Here is a 21,481-nt window from a genome sequence, read left to right as displayed (position 1 = left end):
TTAACGCACCGGCGATGCCGCTGCGGTTTTACGTTTTATTCACCCTGATGCCGGGGGACGCCGGGGCGATGCCGGGGACAGTGAGGTCAGCTCAGCTGCCAAGGTTTGCGCGGCAGATCAATCGGGTAGGGATCGGTTGCATAGCTCACCTCGTCAATGCGGTCCTGCCAGCGGCGCAGCACCGGGTCGGACAGGGTGACGCGGCAATAGGCACGCATCTCGTCCGAAACAGGCAGATCAAAGCCGACGATGCGAGCCGCCACCGGCGCATAGAACGCATCCGCGATGGAATAGCTGCCAAACAGCCAGCCATCCTTGCTGCCGGACACATCGCTTGCATGGGCGAACAGTGTTTCAATCCGCTTGAGATCTGCCAGCACTGCGTCAGAGGGTTCAAACCCCTGATAGATATGTGCCAATTGCATCGGGCAGGCGCTGCGCAGCGCACCAAAGCCTGAGGCCATCTCGGCCACCAGCCAGCGTGCCGTTGCCCGCTGGCGCGGATCCTGCGGCCACATGCCAGCCTCCGGGTGCCGTTCCGCCAGCGTTTCGGCGATGGCGACGGTTTCACCAATCACCGTGCCATCCGGCAATTGCAGCGTCGGCAGCAGCCGTGCCGGGGCCAGTGCCGCCATCTTCTCCGCCATGGTGCCCGAGAACATCTCGACCAGCGAGACCTCATGAGGCAGGTTGAATTTTTCCAGCATCAGCCAGCCGCGCAACGACCAGCTGGAATACTTGCGATCACCGATATAGAGTTGATATGTCATGTCGCGAGGTTAGCGCGCCTCAAGTCATTCTCAAACGGAATATTTGTGCGCTAACCCATCACGGAATGTGATTTATTCTACCACGCCCCCAGCCGCGATCCCGGCTGCTGCCCTGATGGGTGATCTCGGTGACCGACAGGTTGTCGATCCGATGCGAAAAGGCCTCCTCGGCGGTCAGCTGCTCGGCGCGCTGGATCTGCGTCAGGATCTGGCCGAAATGGCCAACCACCACCAGATCCCGGCCGCGATGCGCCTCGATCAGACCATCGATGGCTGCGTTTACCCGCGCGCAGACCTGATTCCAGCTCTCGCCGCCGGGCGGGGTCACATCGCCGGGGGTTTCCCAATAGGCGCGGATACGCTCGGGGTCTTCGGCATCAATCTCGCGCCAGCTGCGCAGCTCCCAGGCGCCGAAATGGATTTCGCGCAGCGCCGACTGGTCCGCCAGCCGCTGCCGGTTGCGCCCGATGGCCGTCGCCGTATCGCGCGCCCGGCTGAGGTCGGAGGACACCACCAGCGCCTCGGGGGGCAGGTACCCGTGCAGCCGGTCCAGCGCGGCGGTATCGGACAGATCGGCGGGCAGATCGGACCAGCCAACCATGGATTTGGCATGGGTCGGGCCGTGACGGACCAGAAACAGTCTCGTGATCGCATCGTTGCTCATAGCGTTCCTTTCAGCACCTGCGGCAGCCCGGCGGTGACCAGCACAGCCCGGTCGGCCACCCCGGCCAATGCGATATTTAGCCGGCCCTGCGCCTCGCGGAACTGCCGGGCCAGCGCATTGTCGGGGACGATGCCATGGCCCACCTCGTTTGACACCACCACCACCTCGGCGGCGCAGCGCTGCAAGGCGGCCATCAGCGCTGCCTGCTCAGCAATCAGATCCGCCTCCGCCAGCATCTGATTGCTGAGCCACATGGTGGCGCAGTCCAGCAGGCAGATCTGGTCGGCGCGCAGCGAGTCGAGCACCGGCGCGAGGTCCCGTGGCGCCTCATGGGTGGTCCAGCCGGCGCCGCGCTGATGCAGATGGCGGTCCACCTTGGCCCGCATCTCCTCGTCAAACACTTGTGAAGTGGCCAGATAAACCCTGTCTTTCCCTGAGTTTAGGCAGATTTCCTCGGCATAGGCCGATTTGCCCGATGCCGCACCGCCCAGAATGAATGTGACTTTAGTCGGCACTTTTATTACCCTGAAGCTATCGAGTGTTGCGTGACTGGGTAGCCACGGGTGCGGCGCAACACAAGATGTGTTGACCACGGGCGCGCGTCAGGCCCGCAGAGATGACGCTGATTTCAGAGGTTGATTGCACCCGGACCGGCCCGCTGTGGCGGCGCATTTCGCGCCTGTCCAACTACGCTGGGGGCCGAGACGACAGTCCCGAGCCTGATTTTCGGGAATTTACCAAGACTGAAGTGATCCAAGAGGGCGCATCGCCCGTATTCAGATCAAAATTCATCTACGGGGAAGAAAAATGGCTCTTGATACCATGATCGAAAACCCGTTGCCCAAGCGGGCAATGAAGGCGGAATTGCTGGACGCTGAGACCGAATTGCGACTGGCCTACGCCTGGCGGGATGAGCGGGACGTGCAGGCGCTGCATCGGCTGATCAATGCCTATATGCGACTGGCGATCTCTATGGCCTCCAAATTCCGCCGCTACGGCGCGCCGATGAATGATCTCATTCAGGAGGCCGGGCTGGGCCTGATGAAGGCGGCCGATAAATTCGACCCTGACCGTGGGGTGCGCTTTTCGACCTATGCGGTCTGGTGGATCAAGGCGTCGATTCAGGACTATGTGATGCGCAACTGGTCGATGGTGCGGACCGGGTCGACCTCGGCGCAGAAGTCGCTGTTTTTCAATATGCGTCGGGTGCAGGCCCAGCTGGAGCGTCAGGCCCAGTCCGAGGGCACCCAGCTGGATCAGCACCAGCTGCATCAGAAGATCGCCACCGAAATCGGTGTGCCGCTGCGCGATGTGCAGATGATGGACGGGCGGCTGGCCGGGGCGGATTTCTCGCTGAATGCGGTGCAATCGGCCGAGGAAGAGGGCCGCGAATGGATCGAAGCGCTGGAGGACGACAGCGCCCAGGCCGCCGAGCTGGTCGAGGAAAGCCATGACACCAGGCAGCTCAGGATCTGGCTGGTGGAGGCGATGCAGGCGCTGAACGACCGCGAACGCTTCATCATCACCGAACGCAAGCTGCGGGACAAGCCGCGCACGTTGGAGAGCCTCGGCACGGAGCTGGGCCTGTCCAAGGAGCGTGTCCGCCAGCTCGAGGCGGGCGCCTTTCAGAAGATGCGCAAATCGCTTGAAACCTGCTCACGGGAAGTTCAGAACTTCCTCCTATGACATCTCACATACCTATCATGATCAAAGGCGTGTCCGACTTCGGGCGCGCCTTTTGCATCTGCGCGGCGGCATGGCGACCGATCGCCGTCGGCGTTCTTGTCGCGGCTGCCGTCATGACCGGCACGGCCCGCGCGGACGAACACAGTGGACAGGCCCGCCCGCCTGCGGTGCTGGCCAGCTCGGTGGCGGAGGTGCTGCCGGTTCTGGCCGGGGCTGACGTGGTGTTTCTGGGCGAGATCCACGACAACCCCGCCCATCACGCGGTGCAGGCAGAGATCATCACCGCGCTCCAGCCCGCCACTGTGGTCTGGGAGATGATCACGGCGACGCAGGCGGCAGCGCTGACACCGGATCTGTTGCAGGATGGTCAGGCACTGGCAGAGACGCTCGACTGGGCGCAGTCCGGCTGGCCTGAGTTCGCGCTTTATCAACCGGTCTTTGCCGCCAGTCACGGGGCGGCGCAGTTCGGCGCGCTGGTCCCGCGAACGGAAACCCGCCGCGCGATGGAACAGGGCGTGGCGGGGGTCTTTGGTCCTGATGCGGCGGCCTATGGGCTCTCCACCCCGCTGGATGAGGCAGAGCAGGCGGCGCGTGAAGCCGATCAGCTGGCCAGCCATTGCAATGCGATGCCGGACGAGATGCTGCCGGTTCTGGTTGAGCTTCAGCGGCTGCGCGATGCGGTGCTGGCCCGCGCTGTAGTTGCGGCGCTGGTTCACGTCGCCGCAGACCCGGTCAGGCAATCTGGCGGCCAGAATCCGGGGCCGGTCGTGGTGGTGACTGGCAATGGCCATGCCCGGCTGGATCGTGGCGCGCCGCTGGCCTTGCGGCAGGCGCGCCCGGCGCTGAAGATCACCGCTCTGGGCCAGTCCGAAGGCGGGCAGATCGAGGGGGCGTTTGATGTGGTGATGGAGGCAGATCCAGTCCCGCGCGCCGATCTCTGTCTGGCGTTCCAGTGAGGGGCACGCGCGCGCTGCGGCAGACGCCCTGCGGAAAACCGTTTCACACTGGCGACAGGGCGCAGTAGAGTTTGCCGGGATCTGCGGCAAGGATAGGCAAATGCTGGCGAACAAACGTATTCTCCTGATCATCGGTGGCGGGATTGCCGCCTATAAATCGCTGGAGCTGATCCGCCGCCTGCAGGATCAGGGCGCCGAGGTGGTGCCGGTCCTGACCAAGGCGGGCGAGGAATTTGTAACTCCGCTGTCCGTTTCGGCGCTGGCCGGGCAGGCGGTGCACCGCGATCTCTTTGACCTCACCGCCGAGGCGGAGATGGGTCATATCCAGCTGTCGCGCAGTGCGGATCTACTGGTGGTGGCCCCGGCCACGGCGGATCTGATGGCGAAGATGGCCCATGGTCACGCCAATGATCTGGCCTCGACCCTGCTGCTGGCCACAGATACTCCGGTGCTGCTGGCTCCTGCGATGAATGTGCGCATGTGGCAGCACCCCGCGACCCAGCGCAATCTGGCAAGCCTGATGGCGGATGGTGTGTCCTGCGTCGGCCCGGATGAGGGCGGCATGGCCTGCGGCGAATTTGGTCCCGGCCGTCTGGCGGAACCGGACGCCATTGTTGCCGCCATTGCCGCGAAACTGTCCGATGGGCCGCTCAAGGGGCGGCGCATCGTCGTGACCTCCGGCCCGACGCATGAGCCGATCGACCCGGTGCGCTACATCGCCAACCGATCGTCGGGCGCGCAGGGGACAGCGCTGGCCCGTGCTCTGCGCGATCTGGGCGCTGAAGTGGTCTTCATCACGGGCCCGGCCAGCGTTGCGCCGCCCGATGGCGTCGAAGTGGTGGCCGTTGAGACCGCGCGGGAGATGGCCGAGGCGGTGTCAGCGGCGCTACCCGCAGATGCCGGTGTCTTTGCCGCGGCGGTTGCCGACTGGCGTGTGACCAGCGCATCGGATCGCAAGCTGAAGAAATCCAAGGATGGGCTGCCGGTGATGGAATTTGCCGAGAACCCCGACATTCTCAAGACCGTGTCGCGGCTGGAGCAGGGGCGACCGGGACTTGTCGTCGGCTTTGCGGCGGAGACCAATGATGTGGTTGACAATGCCACCGCCAAACGCCTGCGCAAGGGCTGCGACTGGATTGTCGCCAATGACGTCTCCCCGGCAACCGGTATCATGGGCGGCCGTGAGAACGCGGTGATCCTGATCTCCGATGCAGGCGCCGAAAGCTGGCCGCGCATGGACAAGGACGCGGTTGCCCGCAAGCTGGCCGACCGCATTGCACAGGCGCTGGCGGAGACGGGCTGAACAGCGCCGCAGAGGACGAAACCAAGAGGGATCAGGCAGAGAATGGTCGATATCCGTATCACATATGACGAAGGCGCAGACCGGGAGGTGCCGCTGCCCGCCTATCAGACCAGCGGCGCGGCAGGCGCCGATCTGCGCGCCAATCTGCCGGATCGCGCCAGCCTGACGCTTGCCCCCGGTGCCCGCGCGCTGGTGCCCACGGGCCTGCGGCTGGCGATCCCCGAGGGCTATGAGGTGCAGATCCGCCCGCGCTCGGGTCTGGCGCTGAAACATGGCATCACCCTGCCCAATACCCCCGGAACCATCGACAGCGACTATCGTGGTCCGCTTGGGGTGATTGTGATGAATGCCGGTGAGGCCGCGTTTGACATCGCCCATGGGGACCGCATTGCGCAGATGGTGGTGGCACCGGTGCTGCGGGCGGAGTTCCAGCTGGTCGAAACGCTGGATGAGACGCCGCGCGGGTCTGGCGGTTTCGGCTCGACGGGGCAGGGCTGATGCTGTCGATCCTTGTCCTTGCAGCATTGATCTGGTGGGGCGGCCAATTCCTGGGGCTGGGACGCCGTTTGCGGTTCAGCCTGTTGGCATTGCTCTATGGTGCGATCCTGACGCTGCATCTGACCCTGCCTGCGACCGCGCCGCTGCGGCTGGCCACCGGGGAAACCGCCGCCCCCTGGCTGATGCTGGCGGGGGCCGTGGCGCTGGTGCTGGGCTACCGTCAGGGGCTGCGTGTCCTGCGCAATCGGGCGCAGCCGGAGGCGGCCGACAGTGAGGCGACCCCGCCCCGGTCGCAGAAATTCTCCGAGACAGAGCTGGAACGCTACGCCCGCCATATTGTCCTGCGCGAGCTGGGTGGCCCCGGGCAGAAAAAACTGCGCAACGCCCGCGTGCTGGTGATCGGAGCCGGTGGTCTGGGCGCGCCTGCGCTGCAATATCTGGCCGCCGCTGGCGTCGGCACCATCGGCGTCATCGACGATGATCTGGTGGAGAACGCCAATCTGCAACGGCAGGTCATTCACCGCGATGATGATATCGGGCGGCCCAAGGTGTTTTCGGCGCAGGCCGCGATGGTGGCGCAGAACCCCTATGTGGAGGTGCGCCCCTATCATCGCCGCCTGGATGCCGAGATCGCGGCGGATCTTTTTGCCGATTACGATCTGATTCTCGACGGCACCGACAACTTCGAAACCCGCTATCTGGCCAATCGCACGGCGGTGGCGCTGGGCAAGCCGTTGATTTCAGGCGCGCTGTCGCAGTGGGAGGGGCAGATCTCGCTGTTCCAGCCCTCGGTCAGCGGCCCCTGCTATCAGTGCATCTTTCCCGAAGCACCGGCGGCCGGGCTGGCGCCCAGCTGTTCCGAGGCCGGGGTGGTCGGGCCGCTGCCCGGTGTCATCGGCGCGATGATGGCGCTGGAGGCGGTGAAGGCGCTGACCGGTGCCGGTGCGGTGCTGCGTGGTGAGATGCTGATCTATGACGGCCTTTATGCCGAAAGCCGCAAGATCACCCTGCGCGGCCAGCCCGATTGCCCGATCTGTGCCGGTGGCGCCGATGCCGGCGTGGAGCCTGACGCGGCGCTCCTCGGCAGGCGCGCGGAGGGGGTCTGACGGAACCAGACGCAGCGATTGATCAATCAAAACCAAAGGGGAGGACAAAATGACATTCAACATGACCCAGGGCGCGGTGAAAACCATCGCCGCTGCCGCAGGCCTGGCCCTGCTGTCTACCGCTGCCACGGCGGCGGATCTGCCGGACCTTGAGGGGCGCGAAGTGGTGGTCTCGGTGGAGAACGCCTATCCGCCGCTGCAATTTGTCGACCCTGCCAGCGGCACAGCCATCGGCTGGGAATATGACGCCATCGCGGAGATCGCCGAGCGGATCAACATCACAGTCGTCTATGAAACCACCAGCTGGGACGCAATGATCCCGGCGGTGAGCGATGGTCAGTATGACATGGGCATGACCGGCATCACCATCCGCGACGACCGCAAGGAAAAAGTGGATTTCTCCGACAAATATCTGACCTCGCAGATGCGCATGATCGTGGCCGGGGATGAGAGCCGCTTTGACGATGCCGCCAGTTTTGCTGCCAATGCGGATCTTCTGGCCGGGGCCCAGCCCGGCACCACGCCGTTTTATGTGACCGTCTATGATATCCTTGACGGCGATGAGGCCAACCCGCGGATCAAGCTGTTTGAAACCTTTGGCGCGGCGATTCAGGCGCTGCGCACGGGCGATGTGGATCTGGCACTGTCGGACAGCACCGCCGCCAATGGCTATGTGCAGGCCTCGGACGGGGCGCTGAAGATCGTGGGCGAGCCGCTCGGGACCGAGGATTTCGGCTTCATCTTCCCCAAGGGCAGCGATCTGGTGGCGCCGATCAACGCCGCCATCGCCTCGATGGAGGCGGATGGCACGCTGGATGCGCTGAACACCAAGTGGTTCCTGGAGTATAAGCTGGGCGGCTGACCCGGCGGCAGACTATGACCAATCCCCGGCCCTAGCGCCGGGGATTTCCACATCATGGGGCAGAGATGAACGAGCAAGAGCCAAGACCGGGCAGGCAAAACCGTTGGGCGGACAGCAAAAAAGAAGATTTCCCATGGTGGCTGGCGGCGGTGATCCTGATCGGGGCGACGCTGATCTGGCGGGTGGTTTCGGATGATCTCTATCTCAATATCCTCAGCACCCTGATGCGTGGCGTCCAGCTGACGATCTTTGTCACGCTGGTGAGCTTTTTCCTGGCCTCTCTTCTGGGGCTTGGGCTGGCGCTGGCTGCGGGATCGCGCTGGCTGGTGATCCGGCAGGGTGCGCGGTTCTATATCGAGGTGGTGCGGGGCATCCCGATCATCGTACTGCTGCTTTACGTCGCCTTTGTGCTGGCGCCAGCGCTGGTGGAACTGCGCAACTGGATCGGCGCGCAGATCGGGTTGGATCCGATCCGTACCCGCAATTTCCCACTGCTGTGGCGGGCCGTTATCGCGCTGATGATCGCCTATTCCGCCTTTATTTCAGAGGTGTTCCGCGCCGGTCTGCAATCGGTGGATGCGGGCCAGATCGAGGCGGCCAAGGCGCTGGGTCTCAGCCGCTGGCACCGCTTTCGCTTTGTCGTGTTTCCGCAGGCGATCCGCACCATCCTGCCGCCGCTTGGCAATGATTTTGTGGCACTGGTAAAGGACAGTTCGCTGGTTTCTGTGCTGGGGGTCGCCGATGTCACCCAGCTGGGCAAGATCACGGCGGTGGGCAATTTCCGCTATTTCGAGACCTATAATGTGGTGGCGCTGATTTACCTCACGCTAACAATTGGCCTGTCGCTGGCGCTCAGGCGGTTTGAGAAACACCTGCGTCGCCGCGAGGAGCGCCGGTAGCGGGCAGGCTCCGGCGGCAATCGGTGAAATTCTCTCGACTGTGCCTCTGGACGGCGGGCAGGGGCGGGCATAGCTTCCTCACAAAGGAGATTTGCCATGACCAATCCGCTGCTGTCCAACTGGGACACGCCGTTTGAAATTGCCCCCTTCGACCAGATCAAGGACAGTGATTTTGCCCCTGCGCTGGATGAGGCGCTGGCTGCGCATAAGGCGCAGATTGACGCCATTGCCGCCTCGGATGAGGCGCCGACATTTGCCAATGTGATCGAGGCGCTGGAAACCCCCTGCCGCGAGCTGGAGCAGGTTTTGTCGGTGTTCTACAGCGTGGCTGGTGCGGACAGTAACTCCGAGCGCGAAGCGTTGCAGCGGGCGTTTTCCCCGAAGCTGGCGGCGCATTTTTCCGCCATCACCGCCAACAAGGCGCTTTATGCGCGCGTCAAATCGGTGTGGGATCAGCGCGATACGCTGGATCTGACCGAGGAACAGCAGCGCGTCCTGATGCTGACCCATCGCGGATTTGTACGCGGCGGTGCGGCGCTGGAAGGCGCGGATGACACCCGTATGCAGGAGATCAAATCCCGGCTCGCGACCCTTGGGACCGAGTTTACCCAGAACCTGCTGGCGGATGAACGCAGCTGGTATATGGAGCTCGGCGAAGAGGATCTGACCGGCCTGCCGCAATTTGTGGTCGATGCTGCCCGCGCGGCGGGCAAGGACAAGGGGCTGGAGGGGCCGGCGGTCACGCTGTCGCGCTCGCTCATCACTCCGTTTTTGCAATTCTCGCCCCGCCGCGACCTGCGCAAGACGGCGTTCGAGGCCTGGGCCGCGCGTGGTGCCAATGGCGGCGACAGCGACAACCGCAAGATTGCCGCCGAAATTCTGGCCCTGCGCGAAGAGCGGGCCAAGCTGCTTAGCTATGAGAATTTCGCGGCCTACAAGCTGGAGACCGAGATGGCCAAGACCCCGGCCGCGGTGCGCGATCTGCTGATGCAGGTCTGGGAACCGGCCAAGGCGCAGGCGGAAGCGGATGCCTGGGTGCTGACGAAGATGATGCAGGATGATGGCATCAACGGCGAGCTGGAGCCCTGGGACTGGCGCTATTACGCGGAGAAACGGCGCAAGGCAGAGCATGATCTGGATGAGGCGGAGCTGAAGCCATATTTCCAGCTGGATCGGATGATCGAGGCGTCGTTTGACTGCGCGACGCGGCTGTTCGGGCTGGAGTTCACGCCGCTTGATGTGCCGCTCTATCACGAGGATTGCCGCGCCTGGGAGGTGACCCGCAATGGCGCGCATGTGGCCGTGTTCATTGGTGACTATTTCGCCCGCTCCTCCAAACGCTCCGGTGCGTGGTGTTCGGCAATGCGCAGCCAGGCGAATTTCCCCAAGGTGCAGACACCGGTTGTGATCAACGTCTGCAACTTTGCCAAGGGGGATCCGGCGCTCTTGTCTTATGATGATGCGCGCACGTTGTTCCACGAGTTCGGCCATGCGCTGCACCAGATGTTGTCGGATGTGAGTTACGAGAGCATCTCCGGCACCTCGGTGGCGCGCGATTTTGTCGAACTGCCCTCGCAGCTCTATGAGCACTGGCTGGATGTGCCGGAGGTTCTGGGCAAATTCGCCACCCACGCCGAAACCGGCAAACCGATGCCGGTGGAGATGCGCGACCGGGTGCTGGCGGCCTCGACCTTTGATATGGGGTTCCAGACGGTGGAATATGTGGCCTCTGCACTGGTGGATCTGGCATTTCACGACGGGCCTGCGCCGAAGGATCCGATGGCCAGACAGGCCGAGGTTCTGGCCGAGATCGGGATGCCGTCGGCGATCATCATGCGCCACGCCACCCCGCATTTCGCCCATGTGTTCTCGGGCGACGGCTATTCCTCGGGGTATTACAGCTACATGTGGTCGGAGGTGATGGACGCCGATGCCTTTGCCGCATTTGAGGAGGCGGGCGGTGCTTTTGACCCCGAACGCGCCAAGGCGCTGGAGGCGCATATCCTGTCGACCGGCGGCTCGCGCGATCCGGCGGAGCTGTACACGGCGTTCCGGGGCCGACTGCCCGGTGTCGATGCGTTGCTGAAGGGGCGGGGGCTGGCGGCAAAATAATCCGCACACTGGTTTTTTCTGAAATGTGAGAGGGCAGGTGCGATGCGTCTGCCCTCTCTCGTTTGTGGTTGTGCCCCCGTGATCTGCGGTGAGGGGGGGCGCAGGCCTGCCTAGAACAGTTGCAGGTCTTTCTGACCGCTCTCAATCTCGCTGAAGCTCGGCATGTTCTGGATCGCCCAGGGCACCGGGGCGGCGCCGGGCATCGGCACTGTCGGTTTCATCGCCGCCGCCATGCCAAAGCTTGGCTGGTCCAGTTCGCCGCGGATGTCGCGCAGCAGGGTTTTGTGATCCGGCATTGACTTCAGGATGTTCGCCAGATCCACCTTCGCGCCCTTCCACCACTGGAACCAGATCGGTTTCTTCAATGGGCGCAGACGATCCCGGATGCCGGGGCCATAGCCGGTATCATAGACCTGTTTGCCCAGAAGCACGGTCTGGTAGACCCGGTAATCAAACAGGGTGGCAAATTCGATATCATGGGGCATCGGCAGGCGGTGCTGCCAGAGTTCAAGGTTCTCGGCTAGGCGATCCGGGATCTTCATCTCCGTGCGGGCGTCGATCCAGTATTGGTCATCGGTGCGGTTGCCGAGCCGGTAGTGCAGGCAGATGAATTCCAGCACCTCGTCATAGAGCTTGTCCATCTGCCGGTTGTATCGGCTGCGCAGGGAGGGGGCGATCTCGCGCGTTGGCAGATGTTCGGCAAACCAGCGCACGGCGTGGTCGATCATGTGGATAGCGGTGCTTTCCAGCGGTTCGATAAACCCGCCGGCCAGACCAATGGCCAGACAGTTCTTGACCCAGGCATTGCGCACGCGTCCGATCCGCATCGGGATCACCCGTGGCGTCGCCCCTTTGCCACTGTCCCCCAGCCATTCAAGGTATTCATCCGCCGCCTGATCATCGGTGCGATGGGCCGAGGAGAACACATAGCCGGTGCCCACACGGTTGTAGAGCGGCACCCGCCACGTCCAGCCGGCCCCAAGGGCGGTGGAACGGGTCAGGCTTTCGATTTTTTCCGGGTCGGGATGTTCAATCTGCAAGGCCATAGCGCGGTCATTGGGCAGGTAGTCGGAATAATCCATGAACGGCTCACCCAGCGCCTGATTGATGATCAGCCCGCGGAAACCGGTGCAGTCGATGACCATTTCGATATCGTGGCGGCCGCGCTGTTCCAGCATCAGGTGGCTGACATTGCCCTGTTCATCCAGTTCGACCGATGTCACCTCGTCCTGAATATGCTCAACACCGCGTTTGGTGCAGACCCTGGTGAGCATGCCTGCAAATTTCACCGCGTCCAGATGATAGGCATAGCCGAACCGCTGTTCGAACTCCGGTTGGCCCAAGGGGCGTGCGCCCTTGCACAGGCGGCCCAGATCATCATGTGGCGCGATGGACTGGGTGAAATCCCGGTCGCCGTTGCCAAAGCGCAGGAAATATTCAGCGGCCTCCAGCCCCTCCAGCAGCTGACCATGGGCAAAGGGGTTCACATAGTCGATGCGATTGCCCTTCGGGTCCTTGTTCCAGTTGCAGAATTTCACACCGAGCTTGAAGGAGGCGTTGGTTTCGCGGAAGAAATTGCGTTCGGATATGCCCGCCTGACGAAGCGTCTTCGGCATCCGTGGCACCGTTGCCTCTCCGACGCCGACCGTGGCGATATTTGGGCTTTCGATCAGGCAGATCCGCGGGCAGTCCTTTGGTGCCGAGGTGCGGGAGAATTCCGTCTCCAGGATCAGCGCCGTCATCCACCCCGCCGTGCCGCCGCCGACGATGGTGATCTTCCTTAAGCGATTGTTCATCTAGTTCCGTCCCTGTTTTTATGTTTTTTGAAGAACCGTAGCGCAAGTTTCTCGCATTTGGCCAGCCATTATGGCGCTCAGCCGGTCTGGACGGGGCTGAGCGGACCCGACGTCGCGCTGATCGTGGTTTTGCGGGGACATGGCCGGGGGCGGATTGGGGCTGCACTATTTGGAAATTTCGATGATGATCGGTGCTGTGAAAACGTGGCCCGGCATGGTGCGTCGGGGTGGCTGTTGTCCAAACACGGGTCATCACCGGCGCGACCTGTGGTCGTCCGGGGGGTGCTGCCGTGCTGATCTGCCAGTCTTGGAACTGGGGACTTGTTCTGCAACCGGGCGGTTGCGGCATAAAGTGGACGGCGCCGCCACGGGGGCGGAGAGGGGCGGGTTGATGGCCCGCGTGCTCAAATTCTCTGCACAGCCTCACACACTGAGGCCCGGTTCCTGGTCGGAGCCGGGGTGCCAGACCCGGATCCTGCAATCGCGATTGCCCGAGAGACTAGCGCAAGGGTCTGAAACGATTCTGAGCGGGGCGGGCGGCAGGTTTGCTGGATGTTAAGAACTGCCGCCCACCTGGGTGATCAATAGCCCAGATTGCGGTCCACCTGATGGCGCAAGGGCTGTCCGGCCTCGCCCAGGCGAATGTTTTCGGCAATCACCCGTGCGGCAGTGATGGCGCGGGTTTCGGCCGCGATATGGGGCGTCACGGTCACATTGGGATGGGCCCAATAGGGATGATCCAGCGGCAGCGGCTCCACCCGGAAAACATCCAGCGTGGCATGGCCGATCTGACCACTGTCGAGCGCGGCCAGCAGGGCATCATCCTCAACGAGCGGGCCGCGTCCGGGGTTGATGATCCGTGCGCCACGGGGCAGCAGGGCGAGCGTGTCACGGTTCAGCGTATTCTCGGTGGCGGGTGTATCGGGCAGCAGCAGGATCACGATTTCGGCGGCGCTGAGCGCTGCGCGCAGCCCGGGCTCGCCGTGGCGGCAGGTGATGCCGTCGATGGATTTTTCGGATCGCGACCAGCCGGTGACCGGGAAGCCCAGCTTTGCCAGCATCTGCGCGCAGGCCTGCCCCAATGCGCCAAGGCCCAGCACGGTGACCGGCCGTTCCTCGGCCAGCGGCGGCACCACGGGGTCCCATCTGTCCTGCGTGCGGATCGTGCGGTCGATGCCGAGGTGATAGCGCAGCACATGGCCGGAGACCCATTCCACCATGCCTGCGGTCAGCCCCGGATCCACCATCCGGCAGAGCGGCATCTTGAGGGTCTGGTTGCCGACGATCTTTTCCACCCCGGCCCAGAGGCTCAGCACCGCCTTGCAGCGGGTATAGGGGGTAAAGTCCTGAAGTTCGGAATTGGGGGCATAGACCACGTAATCGACCTCTCCCGGCGCGTGATCGAGGCGCAGATCAACCTCCAGCCCGGCCTCGGCAAAGGCGGCGCGCAAAGGTGCCTGATAGCTGGCCCAGCGTTCGGGCAGGGCGGCGAACTGGACGTTGATCATGTGGCAAACACCCCGTCCATATCGGCAAATCCCTTGATTTCGATCGGATTGCCCGCAGGATCGTGAAAGAACATCGTGCTTTGCTCTCCCGGCTCGCCCGCAAACCGGGTGGTGGGGGCGATGGTGAAGTCAACACCCACCGCCTCCAGCCGGTCAGCCAGCGCGCGCCAGTCACCCTGCGGCAGGATCACCCCGAGGTGGGGCATCGGCACCATGTGTTCGCCGACCCTGCCGGTCTTGGCGGTGGCAAAAACTGGCCCGAGGTGCAGCGAAATCTGATGGCCGAAGAAGTTGAAATCGACCCAGGTCTCGGTGCTGCGCCCTTCCTGACAGCCCAGCAGATCCCCGTAAAAGCCGCGCGCCCTGTCAAGATCATCCACGTGATAGGCGAGGTGAAAAATGCTCATCTCTGTGCTCCCTTAACTCTGTGCCTAAGGGGATAGGCGGTGAGGCGTGCAAAGGGTAGCTTGTTTTTCTATGTTCAGACATAAGGATATCTATGGACACACGATTTCTCACCAGCCTGATTGCCACGATTGAAGAAGGCTCCCTTGCGGCGGCGGCGCGGCGTGAGGGGATCACCGCCTCGGCCATCTCGCAGCGGATTGCCGCATTGGAGGCTGATGTGGGCGTGGCGCTGCTGTGCCGGGCGGGCCGGGTCATGCAGCCAACGGCGGAGTGTCGTCGGCTGCTGCCACGGATGCGTGACATGCTGCGGGCAGAGGCCGAGCTGCGGGGAGAGCTGCGCGGCGCCGCGCTGACCGGGCGGTTGCGGCTGGGCGCGGTATCGACGGCGATGGGAGATTACGCGGGCGCGATCCTGCGGCATCTGAGAGCCGCCGCGCCGGAGGTTGCGTTGCAGCTGGTGCCCGGCACCTCTGAGGGGCTTTATGCGGCGATGGAACAGGGGCAGGTCGATGCAGCCCTGTTGATCGAACCGCCCTTTCTGCTGCCAAAATCCTATGTGTTCACCGAGATCGCCCGGCAACCCATCGGGCTGTTGCAGGCTGAGAAGGCCGCTGAAGAGCCGCTGCCCTATCTGATCTACAGCCGGGACGCCTGGGGTGGCGCGCGCTGCTGGCATGCGCTGACGCAGAGGGTCGAGGCGCCGGAGATCCTGGCGGAACTGGATGCGCTGGAACTGATTGCCCAGATGGTGGCAGAGGGCACCGCGCAGGCGGTTGTGCCGCTTTGGGAAGGGGTGGGACGATATGGCGGGCTGCGGTTCACGCCCTTTGATGACGCGGAACGGCGGCTGGGCGTGCTTCTCCATCAGCGCGATGCGGACAGCGCGCTGACGCGGGTCTTGCTGGCAGCGCTCTAGCCGACGCCTATCGCGGGCGGTGGATATTGGCGCTTTGCACCAGACCAAAGGCGGCCAGCAGCACCAGCATCGCCGACCCCCCGTAGGAGACCATCGGCAGCGGCACGCCGACCACGGGTGCCAGCCCCATCACCATCGACATATTCACCGCAAAGAACAGGAAAAATGTGATGGCGACGCCCAGCGTGACCAAAGAGGAAAACCGGTCCCTGGTGGCAAGCGCCGTGGCAATGCAGAACAGGATCACCAGCATGTAGATGAACAGCAGGGTGAACCCGCCGATAAACCCGAATTCTTCGGCCAGGGTGGTGAAGATGAAATCGGTGTGTTTCTCGGGCAGAAAGTTCAGCCGTGACTGGGTACCCTGCATGAAACCGCGGCCGGACCAGCCGCCGGACCCCAGCGCAATCTTCGACTGGGTGATGTGGTAGCCGGCGCCGAGCGGATCCTGCGAGGGATCGAGAAAGGTGTCGATGCGGCGGAACTGATAGTCTTTCAGCAGCTGCCAGTCGGTGCCCCGGCTTTTGAACACGGCCGCGACAAGACCCACTGCGGCGCCGATGACGGCGGCAAAATAGGCCCAGTGCACACCGGCAAGGAACATCACGCCCCCTCCGGCGGCCATCAGCAGGATGGAGGTGCCAAGATCGGGCTGGCGCAGCACCAGAAAGGTGGGCAGCAGGATCAGGATCACCGGCAGGATCACCCATTGCGGCCGTGAACAGCGCTCCGGTGGCAGCCAGTCGTAATAAGCGGCCAGCAGCATCACCAGCGTGATCTTCATCAGCTCCGATGGCTGTAGCCGCATAAAGCCAATGTCGATCCAGCGCTGCGCCCCCATGCCAACGGTGCCGAAGAATTCCACCGCCACCAGCAAGAGCACCGAGACCAGATAGGCCAGTACCGAGATATTGCGCCAGAACCAGATCGGGATCATGGCCACCACCAGCATCACCGAAAGCCCAAGCAGGAAGCGTTTGACCTGCGGTTCCACCCAGGGGGAGAAACTGCCGCCCGCCACCGAATAGAGCATCAGGAAACCGACGCTGGCGACGCTGGCCAGAAGCAGGGTCAACGGCCAGTTGAGATAGAGGATCTTGCGCAGGCCGGTCGGCACCGATTGCGCGTTATTGGCAAGATAGCTCATGGCTGTCCTCTTGTCGCGGTCCGCCCCTGTTCACGCAGGCCCATCTCAGGCCTGACCACTGTCGCTGTTGCGGCTGGTGCGCTGGATGCGTTCACGTTCCAGACGGTCCTGCTGGGCTTCGATACGGCTGCGGTCCTTCTTGGGGTAGGCCTCAAGCGGTGGCGTGCCATTGTAGAGCGCCTGTAGCAGCACGTCGCGGGCGATCGGCGCCGCCGCCTTGGAGCCGCCACCGCCATGTTCCACCACCACCGCAACGGCGAATTTCGGGTTGTCATGGGGCGCGTAGCTGACAAACAGAGCATGGTCGCGCCGTTCCCAGGGCAGGTCCTCGTTGCGGATTACCCCGGCGGCGCGCTCTGCGGCGGTGATATTGCGGACCTGACTGGTGCCACTCTTGCCCGCCATGCGCATGCCCTCGGCGATGATCCGGGAGCCGTAGCCGGTGCCGCGCCGTTCGTTGCTGACCGAATACATGCCCCGGCGGATCGTGCGCAGATTGTTCTCGTTGACGCCAATCGGCTCCCCGGCACCGCTGGGCTGGTCCACCCCGTCGATGGATTTCAGCAGGCGCGGCGTCACCGAACGCCCGGTGGCCAGACGTGCGGTCATCACCGCCAGCTGCATGGGCGAAGCCAGAAGATAGCCCTGGCCGATAGAGGAGTTCACGGTGTCACCAACCAGCCAGTCCTGACCGTAGGTCTTTGATTTCCATTCCTTGTTGGGGGCGATCCCCTTGGCCACGGCGGACATTGGCAGATCGTGGCGCACGCCAAGGCCAAAGCGTTTTGCCATGGCGGAAATCTTGTCGATGCCGACCTTGATGGCGAGATCGTAGTAATAGACATCGCAGGAGCTTTTGAGCGATGTATTGAGATCGACATGGCCATGGCCTGCGCGTTTCCAGCAGTGGAAGCGGCGGCCCGAGACCTCCAGATGGCCGGGGCACCAGACGGTATCTTCGGTGCCGATCAGGCCTTCTTCCAGCGCGGCAAGGGCGGTGATCATCTTGAAGGTCGATCCGGGCGGATAGGTGCCCTGAACGGATTTATTGGCCAGCGGGCGATAGGGGTCTTCGGTCAGCATCCGGTAGTCGGCTACCGAGATACCCCGCACAAAGAGGTTGGGATCAAAGCTGGGCGAAGAGGCAATGGCGCGCACATCACCGTTTTCGCAGTCGATGACCACGGCGCTGGCGCTCTCGAGGCCAAGCCGCGCCTGGGTGTAGTTTTGCAGATCGGCATCGACGGTCAGCTGCATGTCGGCGCCGGCCTCGCCTTCGCGGCGATCCAGCTCGCGCATGACGCGACCGGTGGCGTTGACCTCGACACGTTTGGCGCCGGCCTTGCCGCGCAGCACATCCTCGCGCTTGGCCTCAAACCCGACCTTGCCGATCTGAAAGCGCGGGATCATCAGCACCGGTTCTGGGTCTTCCATCTTGCTGAGGTCATAATCCGAGACCGGCCCGACGTAGCCGATCACATGGGCAAAATCCTCATGCTGCGGATAGACCCGCGTGAGGCCGACCTCGGGCGTGATGCCGGGCAGGGCGGGGGCGTTGACCGCAACCTTGGAGATGTCGTCCCAGCTGATCTGATCGGCCAGGGTGATTGGCAGGAACGGTGGCGAGCGGCGCATTTCAGCCATGGCGCGTTCGATGTCTTCGGGGTCCAGCGTCAGCAGTCGCGACAGTTTGTCGATGACGTCGCCCACATCGCCGGCATCCTCGGGCACCACGGTGATCCGGTAGGATTGCGCGTTCTGCGCCAGAATTGTGCCGTTGCGGTCGTAGATCTGCCCCCGTGCCGGGGGGATCAGGCGCAGGTTGATGCGGTTTTCCTCGGCCAAGAGGCGGAACTGGTCAGCCTGATCGACCTGAAGGTGACGCATCCGCATCGCCAGACCACCGGCAAAGGCCAGCTGCAACCCGCCCAAGAGCAGGGCGCGACGGCTGAGTTTGCGATGTGAGGCCTCGACATCCTTGACGTTGCGTTTCATCAGCGGCTTCCCAGGGCTTCTGCCTCGGCGGGGGAGAGTTTGCGCACCCCCAGCAGGCTTTGGCTGGCCAGCGCGACCAGCGGATAGATCAGCAATGTTGCCACCATCTGGATCAGAATCAACCCCAGCGACGGCTGCACCACCCCCAGAATCGCCAGGATCAGCCGGTTGAGCAGGGTCACGGCGGTGACGGTCACCGCCACCGTGAACCATTCGCCGAGAAAGGCGGTTTCACGGTGCGGCTGAACCTGTGATTTCAGAAAGCTGGAGGCCAGAACCACCAATAGCGCCATCAGCCCCGGTGGCCGCTGGAACAGCAGATCGGCCAGCAGGAAGGTGAGGGCAATCAGCAGCGTCGGCACATAGTCGGGACGCCGGAGCGACCAGGCCAGGACCAGCGCCAGCATCAGATCCGGCGGCGCCCAGCGAGAGGGCAGCGTATCCAGCGGCAGCAGGTGAAAGAACATGATCACGAGGGCCAGCGCCGGAAAGGCCGCGCGCATGAGCCAGATCCGCGCCGGGGCGTTATTGGCCATCTCCGGCCTCCGCCGCCGCCCCATCGCCCAGCCCCTCGGGCCGGGGTTGCGGAATATTGATGCCCGGTGCCGGAACCACCAGCCCGCCGGGATCCTTGATCACCTCAGATCCGTGATGGCGCAGCACCCGCAGGAATTCCAGCCGCTCGTAATCGGCCGAAAGGCGCACCCGCAGGCGGCCAAAACGGTCCTGCGTGACCTGCCCGATCAGCAGACCTGCCGGGAACACCTTGCCATCGCCCGAGGTGACCACCCGGTCGCCGGGGCGGACCAGATCGGGGTTTTCGAGAAAGTCGATCACCGGCGCCGGGCTGTTGTCGCCAGCCACCAGCGTGCTTTGCCCGGAGGGCTGGATCAGCGCGGGGACGGAGCTGGCAGCATCGGTGAGGAGGATCACCCGCGCGGTATCCTGCCCGGTGCCGGAGATCCGCCCGACAAGGCCGATGCCATCCATCGCCGCCCAGCCGTCGCGCACCCCGTCACGCGCGCCGACGTTCAGGATCACCGACTGGCGAAAGGGCGAGCCGCTGTCGGCCATGACCACACCGGTGACAAAGGTCAGGCGGGGGTCGAGCCGCACATTGTTGAGATCCAGCAGGCGGGCGTTTTCCTGTTCCAGCTGTAGCGCCGCCTCTTTCCAGGCGCTCATCTGGCGCAATTCGCTGCGCAGTTCGCGGTTCTGTTCGGCAAGCCGCTGATAGCTCTGAAAATCGCGCAGCAGGTTGATGGCGCCCTCAACCGGGACCATGGCCCAGTCCATGCTGGGAACAACGGCATCGACGATTTGGGCGCGAAACCGTTCGACCCTTGGGCTGTCGATCCGCCAGATCAGGAAAATCGCCAGCAGGCATAGGCAGATAACCCCGGTCAGCAGGCGGCGCAGCGGGGCGGTATAGTCATCACGCTGGGACCGGTCTTTGGCCAAGGTATTCCTTCCCGGCGCCGGGCGTCGGCCATCCTAGCGATGGCCGGACCGCTCAGCTGTCGTAATCAATGGCATGTGCCAGCTGTTTTTCGTATTCCAGCGCCTTGCCGGTGCCAAGCGCCACGCAGTTCAGGCTTTCATCGGCGATGGAGACCGCCAGACCGGTCTGTTCGCGCAGGGCCAGATCCAGATCGCCCAGCAGCGCGCCGCCGCCGGTCAGCATCACGCCGCGATCCACGATATCCGCCGCCAGATCCGGCGGTGTGGTTTCCAGCGCGGTCATCACCGCTTCGCAGATCTGCTGCACGGGTTCCGCCAGCGCTTCGGCGACCTGGGCCTGCGAAATCTCGATTTCCTTCGGCACGCCGTTCAGCAGGTCGCGGCCGCGGATCTGCATCGACTGGCCGCGGCCGTCGTCGGGCATCCGGGCGGTGCCGATGGAGGTCTTGATGCGTTCGGCCGTGGCCTCGCCCACCAGAAGGTTCTGCTGACGGCGCAGGTAGTTGATGATCGCCTCATCCATCCGGTCGCCACCAACGCGAACCGAGCGCGCATAGACGATGTCGCCCAGCGACAGAACCGCAACCTCGGTGGTGCCGCCGCCGATGTCCACGACCATGTTGCCGGTGGGATCGGTGATCGGCATCCCGGCACCAATGGCGGCGGCGATCGGCTCGGCGATCAGCCCGGCGCGGCGGGCGCCTGCGGAGAGCACCGACTGGCGGATCGCGCGTTTTTCAACCGGGGTGGCGCCATGCGGGACGCAGACGATGATCTTGGGCTTGGAGAAGGTGGAGCGTTTGTGCACCTTGCGGATGAAATGCTTGATCATCTCTTCGGCGGTGTCAAAATCGGCAATCACCCCTTCGCGCATCGGGCGGATCGCCTCGATGGAGCCGGGGGTGCGGCCCAGCATCAGCTTGGCATCCTCGCCAACTGCGAGCACTTTTTTCACGCCGTCCTTCACATGATAGGCGACAACGGAGGGTTCCGACAGGATGACACCGCGACCCTTGACATAGACGAGCGTGTTCGCCGTGCCGAGGTCAATTGCCATATCAGACGTGAACAACCCGCCAAGACTTCCAAAGATCGACATGTATTAGGACCCTGTAAAACTGCCACCTGTCCCGCGACTCTGCTGAGCGCGGGCTTTATGTCTTATAAGCAGCGCCGGGAGGTGGCGAAAGGGCGGATTCCGATCAAAAGGCGCCTTTTCGCCGCCACTGCGGGGTGCCCCATGGGAAAGGCAGACAACCGATCCGATTGGCAGTGTGGGCAGGTGTGGCGCGGATCTGATAAGCGCGCCCCGCAAAACCGCACGCCTCCGGCAACTATCGGAGGCGGTACAGGGCCGCGCGATGTTGCTTCTCTTGTTTGCGCAGCGTTGTTAA

At 63.6% G+C, this 21,481-nt stretch carries 20 protein-coding genes; 9 read left to right on the top strand and 11 right to left on the bottom strand.

The features are described 5' to 3' along the window. Positions 1-86 precede the first annotated feature (86 nt). From WLQ66_RS15985 to cobU, 3 genes are read right to left on the bottom strand one after another with little or no spacing between them, the layout of a single operon-like run. On the bottom strand, positions 87-770 hold the full coding sequence (locus WLQ66_RS15985; RefSeq protein ID WP_340547330.1) for a glutathione S-transferase: 684 nt from the start codon (positions 768-770) through the stop codon (positions 87-89). 58 nt (positions 771-828) lie between these two features. Next, positions 829-1,434, bottom strand: coding sequence for a histidine phosphatase family protein (locus tag WLQ66_RS15980; protein ID WP_340547329.1), 606 nt, complete (start codon positions 1,432-1,434; stop codon positions 829-831). Beyond that, positions 1,431-1,949: a bifunctional adenosylcobinamide kinase/adenosylcobinamide-phosphate guanylyltransferase gene (gene cobU, locus WLQ66_RS15975; RefSeq protein WP_340547328.1), complete on the bottom strand. Its 519-nt coding sequence runs from the start codon at positions 1,947-1,949 to the stop codon at positions 1,431-1,433. The genes WLQ66_RS15980 and cobU overlap by 4 nt, the downstream gene beginning before the upstream one ends. 292 nt (positions 1,950-2,241) lie before the next feature. On the opposite strand from cobU, the gene WLQ66_RS15970 reads away from it, so the two are divergent. The 8 genes from WLQ66_RS15970 (at position 2,242) to WLQ66_RS15935 (ending at position 10,856) form a co-directional block, all read left to right on the top strand. Continuing rightward, a complete protein-coding gene (locus WLQ66_RS15970; RefSeq protein ID WP_340547327.1) occupies positions 2,242-3,120 on the top strand; it encodes an RNA polymerase factor sigma-32 in 879 nt (292 codons plus the stop codon). Next, the gene (locus WLQ66_RS15965) at positions 3,117-4,076 is read left to right on the top strand and encodes a ChaN family lipoprotein (RefSeq protein ID WP_340547326.1); all 960 of its coding nucleotides are present in this window, start codon (positions 3,117-3,119) and stop codon (positions 4,074-4,076) included. Before WLQ66_RS15970 ends, WLQ66_RS15965 begins: the two co-directional genes overlap by 4 nt. Positions 4,077-4,176: 100 nt before the next feature. Then, entirely contained in the window at positions 4,177-5,379 is a 1,203-nt protein-coding gene (gene coaBC / locus WLQ66_RS15960) for a bifunctional phosphopantothenoylcysteine decarboxylase/phosphopantothenate--cysteine ligase CoaBC (RefSeq protein ID WP_340547325.1), read from the top strand. Positions 5,380-5,421: 42 nt separating this feature from the next. Continuing rightward, on the top strand, positions 5,422-5,877 hold the full coding sequence (gene dut / locus WLQ66_RS15955; protein WP_340547324.1) for a dUTP diphosphatase: 456 nt from the start codon (positions 5,422-5,424) through the stop codon (positions 5,875-5,877). Beyond that, positions 5,877-6,983, top strand: a complete 1,107-nt coding sequence (locus WLQ66_RS15950) for a HesA/MoeB/ThiF family protein (protein ID WP_340547323.1) — start codon at positions 5,877-5,879, stop codon at positions 6,981-6,983. The genes dut and WLQ66_RS15950 overlap by 1 nt, the downstream gene beginning before the upstream one ends. A gap of 49 nt (positions 6,984-7,032) precedes the next feature. Continuing rightward, the gene (locus tag WLQ66_RS15945) at positions 7,033-7,845 is read left to right on the top strand and encodes a transporter substrate-binding domain-containing protein (protein ID WP_340547322.1); all 813 of its coding nucleotides are present in this window, start codon (positions 7,033-7,035) and stop codon (positions 7,843-7,845) included. Between the two features lie 65 nt (positions 7,846-7,910). Continuing rightward, on the top strand, positions 7,911-8,744 hold the full coding sequence (locus WLQ66_RS15940; RefSeq protein WP_340547321.1) for an amino acid ABC transporter permease: 834 nt from the start codon (positions 7,911-7,913) through the stop codon (positions 8,742-8,744). Positions 8,745-8,840: 96 nt separating this feature from the next. After that, positions 8,841-10,856, top strand: a complete 2,016-nt coding sequence (locus tag WLQ66_RS15935; RefSeq protein ID WP_340547320.1) for a M3 family metallopeptidase — start codon at positions 8,841-8,843, stop codon at positions 10,854-10,856. Between the two features lie 110 nt (positions 10,857-10,966). On the opposite strand, the gene WLQ66_RS15930 is transcribed toward WLQ66_RS15935, so the two are convergent. The 3 genes from WLQ66_RS15930 to WLQ66_RS15920 form a co-directional block, all read right to left on the bottom strand. Further along, positions 10,967-12,652 carry a tryptophan halogenase family protein gene (locus WLQ66_RS15930; protein ID WP_340547319.1) on the bottom strand — a complete coding sequence of 562 codons (1,686 nt, stop codon included), beginning with the start codon at positions 12,650-12,652 and terminating at the stop codon, positions 10,967-10,969. Positions 12,653-13,233: 581 nt separating this feature from the next. Continuing rightward, positions 13,234-14,160, bottom strand: a complete 927-nt coding sequence (locus WLQ66_RS15925; protein WP_340547318.1) for a 2-hydroxyacid dehydrogenase — start codon at positions 14,158-14,160, stop codon at positions 13,234-13,236. Then, positions 14,157-14,567, bottom strand: a complete 411-nt coding sequence (locus WLQ66_RS15920; RefSeq protein ID WP_340547317.1) for a VOC family protein — start codon at positions 14,565-14,567, stop codon at positions 14,157-14,159. The genes WLQ66_RS15925 and WLQ66_RS15920 overlap by 4 nt, the downstream gene beginning before the upstream one ends. Before the next feature lie 92 nt (positions 14,568-14,659). On the opposite strand from WLQ66_RS15920, the gene WLQ66_RS15915 reads away from it, so the two are divergent. After that, complete coding sequence (locus WLQ66_RS15915; protein WP_340547316.1) at positions 14,660-15,484, top strand: LysR family transcriptional regulator; 825 nt, start codon at positions 14,660-14,662, stop codon at positions 15,482-15,484. A 7-nt stretch (positions 15,485-15,491) separates the two neighbouring features. Here WLQ66_RS15915 and rodA read toward each other — a convergent pair whose 3' ends face one another. The 5 genes from rodA to WLQ66_RS15890 are packed head-to-tail and all read right to left on the bottom strand — an operon-like array spanning position 15,492 to position 21,186. Further along, on the bottom strand, positions 15,492-16,631 hold the full coding sequence (gene rodA, locus WLQ66_RS15910; protein ID WP_340547315.1) for a rod shape-determining protein RodA: 1,140 nt from the start codon (positions 16,629-16,631) through the stop codon (positions 15,492-15,494). A 45-nt stretch (positions 16,632-16,676) separates the two neighbouring features. Continuing rightward, the gene (gene mrdA, locus WLQ66_RS15905) at positions 16,677-18,626 is read right to left on the bottom strand and encodes a penicillin-binding protein 2 (RefSeq protein WP_340547314.1); all 1,950 of its coding nucleotides are present in this window, start codon (positions 18,624-18,626) and stop codon (positions 16,677-16,679) included. Next, positions 18,626-19,162 carry a rod shape-determining protein MreD gene (locus WLQ66_RS15900; RefSeq protein ID WP_340547313.1) on the bottom strand — a complete coding sequence of 179 codons (537 nt, stop codon included), beginning with the start codon at positions 19,160-19,162 and terminating at the stop codon, positions 18,626-18,628. The genes mrdA and WLQ66_RS15900 overlap by 1 nt, the downstream gene beginning before the upstream one ends. Then, positions 19,152-20,087, bottom strand: coding sequence for a rod shape-determining protein MreC (mreC, locus tag WLQ66_RS15895; RefSeq protein WP_340547312.1), 936 nt, complete (start codon positions 20,085-20,087; stop codon positions 19,152-19,154). Before mreC ends, WLQ66_RS15900 begins: the two co-directional genes overlap by 11 nt. Before the next feature lie 52 nt (positions 20,088-20,139). After that, positions 20,140-21,186, bottom strand: coding sequence for a rod shape-determining protein (locus tag WLQ66_RS15890; RefSeq protein ID WP_061049901.1), 1,047 nt, complete (start codon positions 21,184-21,186; stop codon positions 20,140-20,142). Positions 21,187-21,481: the final 295 nt, after the last annotated feature.

This window comes from Phaeobacter sp. A36a-5a (genome assembly GCF_037911135.1).
GTDB lineage: Bacteria > Pseudomonadota > Alphaproteobacteria > Rhodobacterales > Rhodobacteraceae > Phaeobacter > Phaeobacter bryozoorum.
This window is presented reverse-complemented; position numbering and strand designations above follow the sequence as displayed.